This is a genomic window from Staphylococcus sp. GDB20D11A (assembly GCF_016893255.1).
Lineage (GTDB): Bacteria > Bacillota > Bacilli > Staphylococcales > Staphylococcaceae > Staphylococcus > Staphylococcus aureus.
In genome coordinates, this window is the sequence record NZ_JAFEPJ010000002.1 from 231,598 (window position 1) to 237,276 (window position 5,679).

The window sequence follows — 5,679 nt, forward strand, 5'->3', positions numbered from 1 at the left end:
TTATGCAGTTGCTTTTAAGTTCACTTTACTCAAATTACTGATATTTCCAAGTACCAAATATGATACTTTTTTGCTTTTTATACTGGAACTGTATTCCTTTTAGCCCCCTTATATATTGTAAATAATTAGGGGCTCTTATGCAGTTGCACATTTAGTATAACGTCTAAAATCCCCATTTTTTAATAACAAAATGAAAATAATAATGAAAAACGTTTTATAAAAAGTAAAAAACACCAGAAGATTCACTTCTGGTGTTAACTAGACAAAATTATTCAGCTACTGCATATACAGAAACTTGTTTTTTGTCGCGACCTTTACGTTCGAATTTAACAACGCCGTCGATTTTAGCGAATAATGTATCATCGCCACCACGACCTACATTTTCACCAGGGTAAATTTTAGTACCACGTTGGCGATATAAAATTGAACCACCTGTTACGAATTGACCGTCAGCACGTTTAGCACCTAAGCGTTTTGATTCAGAGTCACGTCCGTTTTTTGTAGAACTTACCCCTTTTTTAGATGCGAAGAATTGTAAGTTTAATTTTAACATCGGAATGCACCTCACTTATAATTTAATCTAATATTCTCATTATATTCTTCTTCAATAGTTTGTAAAGACACAAGCATTGTTTGAAGAATTAGTTGCGCTTCATCGTTATTTGTATCAACGCTTCTTATATGAAAATGACCACCATTGTCGTCATAATTGATATCTGGTCTCTCAGATGTCAATCCTATAATCGCATTAACACTACCAAACAATACAGCTGAAGCTCCAGCACAAACGATATCATGACCATATTCACCATGGTCAGCATGGCCATCCATAATAACGTCTGTTACTTTGCCTTCATCATTAACTGTAATATCAACAGTAATCATAATAATTACGCGTTGATTTTATCGATTGTTAATTTAGTGTATGGTTGACGATGGCCTTTTTTACGTTTTGAATTTTTACGACGTTTGTATGTGAATACAGTGATTTTTTTACCGCGACCTTGTTTATTAACAGTAGCAGTAACTGTTGCACCTTCAACTGTTGGCGCTCCAACTTTAACTGAATCTCCACCTACAAATAATACTTTATCAAATGTAAAAGTATCTCCTTCGTTTACGTCTAATTTTTCAACGAAGATTTCTTGACCTTCTTCTACTTTGATTTGTTTTCCACCTGTTTCAATAATAGCAAACATACTTTGCACCTCCTGTATAATAAGTCACGCCATACATAGGTGACATTTCGTTATTGAGTCAAGCGTTTGCACTCTACGTTGTTTCGGTCGCAACTCGAGTCATTTATAAAGATAAACTCTTCTCGTTTCTTCCTTCAACGCCTTGATTGACAATCGCTTTCTTTCAATAACTTCCGTAAATGAGTCATGCGTTTGCACTCTGTGGGACAATCGCTTTCTTCATTAAAAATGTTCTTGAACCTATATTTGAGCGGTTGTATGTAGCTACTTATAACTACTCAACTATTGCATCTTACCATTGACGGCGTTTCATGTCAATGTCATTGTTTGTTTTTTTAAGGAACTTTATAATCAACGGATAAAGCATGATCAACAGTACAAAATTCATAATTAATGTTGGCAATAATCTAAAGACTACAAAATGAATAATATCAAATTGAATGAATCCTAACATACCGTATATTAATGCCACATAGACTTCTAATAATAAGGTGCTAGCTAATATAATAATGAATAACATCGAATGATCTTTGTAAAAAATTTTAAAGAATCGATCTATAAGTGCTAAAAACAATATATAGCCAAATAAGTACACTCCATAAATACTACCAAAGTATACATCAGTCATTACGCCTAAAAAAATGCTGAGCAATAATGATACGCCAAAGCCGCGATACACTACCATCATTAAAATATACATAAATGTAAGGTGTGGTACAAATACAAGTTCAAACTTACCTATGTGCATTGGAATAAGAAGCCCAATTGCAGTATCTATATAAAATAATAAAATACCTATCAAAAAATAATACAGTGTACGCATTATTTATCCCTGCTTTCATCATCAGGAATTGTTTTAGGATCTCTTTTTGCAACATAAACATGGCTCAAATCTGTTAAGTCTGCACCAGTCTTAACCCTAACTTCTTTAGCTAAGCCGTATTGATCATTTTGAACCTTAGTCACTTCGCCTATATATAAATTACTTGGTAGTTGATCAGCTAATCCACTTGTAACGACTTTATCACCTTTTGAGATATTATCTCTATTATTAATATCACTAATTACAAGTTCTGAGTTCTTTTCATCATAACGATCAATTAAGCCAAATATATTTTTAGAACCGTGTTGTATATTTACAGATAATTTACCCGCACGTGTATTAGTTGAGATTAAATCAACTTGTGAAGAAAATTTATTAACTTTAGTAACTCTTCCAACAAAACCTTGTGATGTCATCACAGCCATATTTGAAGTTATACCTGATTTGGATCCCTTATCAATTACAATTGTATTCATCCACTGATCCGGATTTCTTGCTAAAACCGTAGTAGAAATAGGATCAAATTTTGAAATATCTTTTAAATCAAGCTCTTTTTTTAATTTTTCATTTTCCGCTTCTAATTGTTGGTTCTTAGATTCTAACTGGCTAATCTTATTTTTAGCTTCTTTAGAATCTCCTTTTTTAAAAAAGTCCCCAATCGTACCAGCAACAAAATTAACTGGATAACTCACAACTCGTTGTCCAAAAGACACAGAATCACCTATATATTGTTCAGGAGGTGATTGAGATTGTGAACGTATGGACAGCCCAATTAATGCAATAAAAACGATAATTGCACATAAAACAACAATTAATTTGTTATTTTTAAAAAACTTAAGCACCCAGAACACCTCTATTATGTCAAAATATTATATATCCTTTTCTATTTTATATTACTCCCATTATGAAATAAAGCACTAACTACGAATTACTTTGAAAATGAACAACTCCGTAAAATATTTGTGGCATTTTAAAAACAAAAAACTACTAGCAAACATTCCAGTCACTAGTAGTTTAAATAATCGATTTAAATTTTAAAATTATCTGTTTGTATCGTTCGAGGATTCACTGTTCGAATTCTGAAGTTGTCTCCAACGTGCGAATAAGTTCTGGGCCTTTTGTTGTTCATTAGCTTGTTTCTGTTTTGATTGTTCTGCCATTTGAACTACACCAACCTTTTAAATTTATTCTAGTGACAGGATAACTAAAATATATTTCTTATGCAATAATTTCCTATTGATAAGCATTTTCAGGTTTTAGTTGTAAATTTTGCCCTAATTCATTTAAGTCTTGTTGCATTTCAAATTCAGTATTGTAAACACGCATTGACTCATCTCCAAATTTATAAAGAATAAATTCGTCTCCTCTTTGACCTATAATATATTGATCATTATAAGCCATGCGATTCATTCCAGACACAGCCATAAACTCTTGTTTATCTATCATTTTAAATACATTTTTAATTTGGCTTAATGGTACATTCTTTATTAAATCATTTTCTTTTAATGAATATTTCTCACCACTTACATAAACATGTTGGGCATCATTAGTGGGTTGCGTAACTTGATTTGTTTGATCATTATCGTGATTTACAGGATTCCAATCTTGTTCTTTTAAAAAAGGTGCGTATTTCAAGGCGATATAAACAATTATCACAATTGCTATTACTGCTATAATGTTTTTAATCATACTAAATATCAATCTCATAGTTCGCCTCCAGTGTCTTCATCTAATTATATATTTTATTATGTATATTTTCCTCAGTCTTCAGCCTTAATCATGATATATCTTAGGACTGATGCACGTTCATTTAAAATAGCTTATAATTTTGTTATGATTTAAAAGCGTATGAGGAGGTTTGTAGCATTGAGTATACTAACAATTATTTTAATAGCACTATTAGTCATCCTCCTTTTTAGAGTTGGACTTTCTATTTTGCGATTTTTAATTTATGTCGGACTTGTTTTATTATGTATTTACTTAGGATATCAAGGTTTAATATGGTTGCTCGATTTTTTTCAAATAAATAGTGGGTTTTTACCACACTTTCAATTTAACAATTAAATTTATTCTGCATAACAAAACTCCTAATGTACTAGTTTAGAATTTTTTAACTAGTTCCACATTAGGAGTTTTAATTTGTTTTCAAGCACGGATACTACTTGATGAACAGATTACTATTACTTACGCCCAAATGCGTTAGATAAAAATCGTATCAGCGCATAGCTACCACTTAGTAAAAGGCCCCAAACGATTCCAGTAAAAATTGAGCCAATTGCTACACTTAATAAAGGAAAAGCTTGTTTCGTTACAATCACACCTGCTAACGCCGTTACTAAAATACCTAACGTAGATAAAGCTAATGTTATTAATAGATTGCGCTTTGTTACAGGTTCATTTTTAATATTTAACTGCATGGTATAAACCATTGGCACGAGAACCCCGATAATAATAAATAGAGTCACTATTTTTCCTCCAATGAAAGTACTTCGTAGGTATTATACACAAGATACGTCATTAATTCTATCAACTTCAATCATTTTCATCAAAGTAACCCGCTTCTACAAGACTCGTAAATCTATTATCACCGATTATAATATGATCTAATAAATCTATCCCTAAAATCAAACCACACTCCTTCAACCTCATTGTTGTTATGATATCTTCTTGTGAGGGCGTAGCTTATTATCAAGAGTAAATTACTAAAAATCCATTAACATCAATGTTTTTACTTTAAGGACATATATTTAACGCATTAAATCAAAAGAAAAAATACAATGTAATTATGAGATGACAATTGATTACGGTCATAAGAATGTACCACAAATAAAAAAAGTAACTCCTTTTTATTTTATCGAGGAATTAGGCTTTTGACCTGCAACAATCACGCCCAATTTCGGAATATCTATAATATGATTTCGATCTTAAATTATCATCTTTAACTGACGCTACCTGCTCGTTAAAGTAGACATATTTAAAAAAGTTTATACTGCACCTGCCTTTATTATGTAAGTAAAAGTAGTAAAGCTTTAAATTGGTTTTCAAAAAAGTAGGGTTGATTATTTCTTTTTCATCAATTATTATTGTGTTATTATCACAATATGAGAAAGGAGGCAAAAATTTATGGGAATTGATTTCATTAATGTCGAGTTTAGAAAGCATGTAAAAGTTTCAGGGGATTTAGGTACAACGGGATCAGTATGTCCTTTTTTACAAAAACAAAAAATGGAAATCACTACCGGAAAAATTTTTGCCTCCTTTTATATAATGGGCAAAAATTTATGAATCTATTGCATTTGTAAAAATGCATACGAATGATTAGGCACCGGTTGTTAAACTGGTGCCTTTTTTTGTTTGATCAGTTCAGTTAGTTTGGAGAACCGAATCTTTAATCATGCTGTAGAAATATGGTGAGTTAGTTGATTGGGTTTTACAATATAAATGATTATGAGGTGAGGTTTATGGTGAAAGCAGTGGATTTAGCCTCCTAAAATCACAATATATTTTAGGAGGAAATAAAATGAAAAAGGATAGTAAATCTAAAGAAATGATTCAATCTGAAAAAAGGGGTTCTACTAGGCTCTTAATGATGGTACTCTCCCTATCTGTACTTGTAGGTGCAATTACGAGTGATTTAGTCAATCCCGTACTTCCACT

The 5,679-nt window shown here is 31.5% G+C and carries 10 protein-coding genes, 2 pseudogenes and 1 other annotated feature; of the genes and pseudogenes, 3 read left to right on the plus strand and 9 right to left on the minus strand.

The annotated features are described in order from the left end of the window. Positions 1–268 precede the first annotated feature (268 nt). The 7 genes from rpmA to JV528_RS02110 form a co-directional block, all read right to left on the minus strand. Positions 269–553, minus strand: a complete 285-nt coding sequence (gene rpmA / locus JV528_RS02080) for a 50S ribosomal protein L27 (protein WP_000916187.1) — start codon at positions 551–553, stop codon at positions 269–271. An 11-nt stretch (positions 554–564) separates the two neighbouring features. Continuing rightward, on the minus strand, positions 565–885 hold the full coding sequence (locus tag JV528_RS02085) for a ribosomal-processing cysteine protease Prp (protein WP_000633692.1): 321 nt from the start codon (positions 883–885) through the stop codon (positions 565–567). A gap of 5 nt (positions 886–890) precedes the next feature. After that, complete coding sequence (rplU, locus tag JV528_RS02090) at positions 891–1,199, minus strand: 50S ribosomal protein L21 (protein ID WP_000457386.1); 309 nt, start codon at positions 1,197–1,199, stop codon at positions 891–893. Positions 1,200–1,211: 12 nt separating this feature from the next. Then, positions 1,212–1,465, minus strand: a sequence feature (ribosomal protein L21 leader region). Positions 1,466–1,491: 26 nt separating this feature from the next. Beyond that, on the minus strand, positions 1,492–2,022 hold the full coding sequence (mreD, locus tag JV528_RS02095; protein ID WP_001259925.1) for a rod shape-determining protein MreD: 531 nt from the start codon (positions 2,020–2,022) through the stop codon (positions 1,492–1,494). Then, a complete protein-coding gene (gene mreC / locus JV528_RS02100; protein ID WP_000911034.1) occupies positions 2,022–2,864 on the minus strand; it encodes a rod shape-determining protein MreC in 843 nt (280 codons plus the stop codon). The genes mreD and mreC overlap by 1 nt, the downstream gene beginning before the upstream one ends. 198 nt (positions 2,865–3,062) lie before the next feature. Continuing rightward, complete coding sequence (locus JV528_RS02105; protein WP_000840603.1) at positions 3,063–3,182, minus strand: hypothetical protein; 120 nt, start codon at positions 3,180–3,182, stop codon at positions 3,063–3,065. Positions 3,183–3,255: 73 nt separating this feature from the next. After that, entirely contained in the window at positions 3,256–3,729 is a 474-nt protein-coding gene (locus JV528_RS02110) for a DUF4930 family protein (protein ID WP_001236737.1), read from the minus strand. A gap of 159 nt (positions 3,730–3,888) precedes the next feature. On the opposite strand from JV528_RS02110, the gene JV528_RS02115 reads away from it, so the two are divergent. After that, the gene (locus JV528_RS02115; protein WP_000025835.1) at positions 3,889–4,086 is read left to right on the plus strand and encodes a hypothetical protein; all 198 of its coding nucleotides are present in this window, start codon (positions 3,889–3,891) and stop codon (positions 4,084–4,086) included. Positions 4,087–4,202: 116 nt separating this feature from the next. Here the strand turns inward: JV528_RS02115 and JV528_RS02120 are convergent, their stop codons facing one another. Together JV528_RS02120 and JV528_RS02125 are read right to left on the minus strand one after the other, a co-directional pair. Beyond that, on the minus strand, positions 4,203–4,487 hold the full coding sequence (locus tag JV528_RS02120; protein ID WP_000171859.1) for a hypothetical protein: 285 nt from the start codon (positions 4,485–4,487) through the stop codon (positions 4,203–4,205). A gap of 67 nt (positions 4,488–4,554) precedes the next feature. Next, positions 4,555–4,701 (minus strand): annotated as a pseudogene (locus JV528_RS02125) (JAB domain-containing protein); the annotation flags it as partial. 444 nt (positions 4,702–5,145) lie between these two features. Between JV528_RS02125 and JV528_RS02130 the strand changes: the two are divergent. Both JV528_RS02130 and JV528_RS14875 read left to right on the plus strand, forming a co-directional pair. Further along, the gene (locus JV528_RS02130; RefSeq protein ID WP_159083127.1) at positions 5,146–5,307 is read left to right on the plus strand and encodes a hypothetical protein; all 162 of its coding nucleotides are present in this window, start codon (positions 5,146–5,148) and stop codon (positions 5,305–5,307) included. Positions 5,308–5,542: 235 nt separating this feature from the next. Next, positions 5,543–5,679 (plus strand): annotated as a pseudogene (locus tag JV528_RS14875) (MFS transporter); the annotation flags it as partial.

Coding starts and splice junctions, on each gene's coding strand:
- rpmA (WP_000916187.1), bottom strand. CDS start 553: ATGTTAAAATTAAACTTACAATTCTTCGCATCTAAAAAAGGGGTAAGT.
- JV528_RS02085 (WP_000633692.1), bottom strand. CDS start 885: ATGATTACTGTTGATATTACAGTTAATGATGAAGGCAAAGTAACAGAC.
- rplU (WP_000457386.1), bottom strand. CDS start 1,199: ATGTTTGCTATTATTGAAACAGGTGGAAAACAAATCAAAGTAGAAGAA.
- mreD (WP_001259925.1), bottom strand. CDS start 2,022: ATGCGTACACTGTATTATTTTTTGATAGGTATTTTATTATTTTATATA.
- JV528_RS02105 (WP_000840603.1), bottom strand. CDS start 3,182: ATGGCAGAACAATCAAAACAGAAACAAGCTAATGAACAACAAAAGGCC.
- JV528_RS02110 (WP_001236737.1), bottom strand. CDS start 3,729: ATGAGATTGATATTTAGTATGATTAAAAACATTATAGCAGTAATAGCA.
- JV528_RS02130 (WP_159083127.1), top strand. CDS start 5,146: ATGGGAATTGATTTCATTAATGTCGAGTTTAGAAAGCATGTAAAAGTT.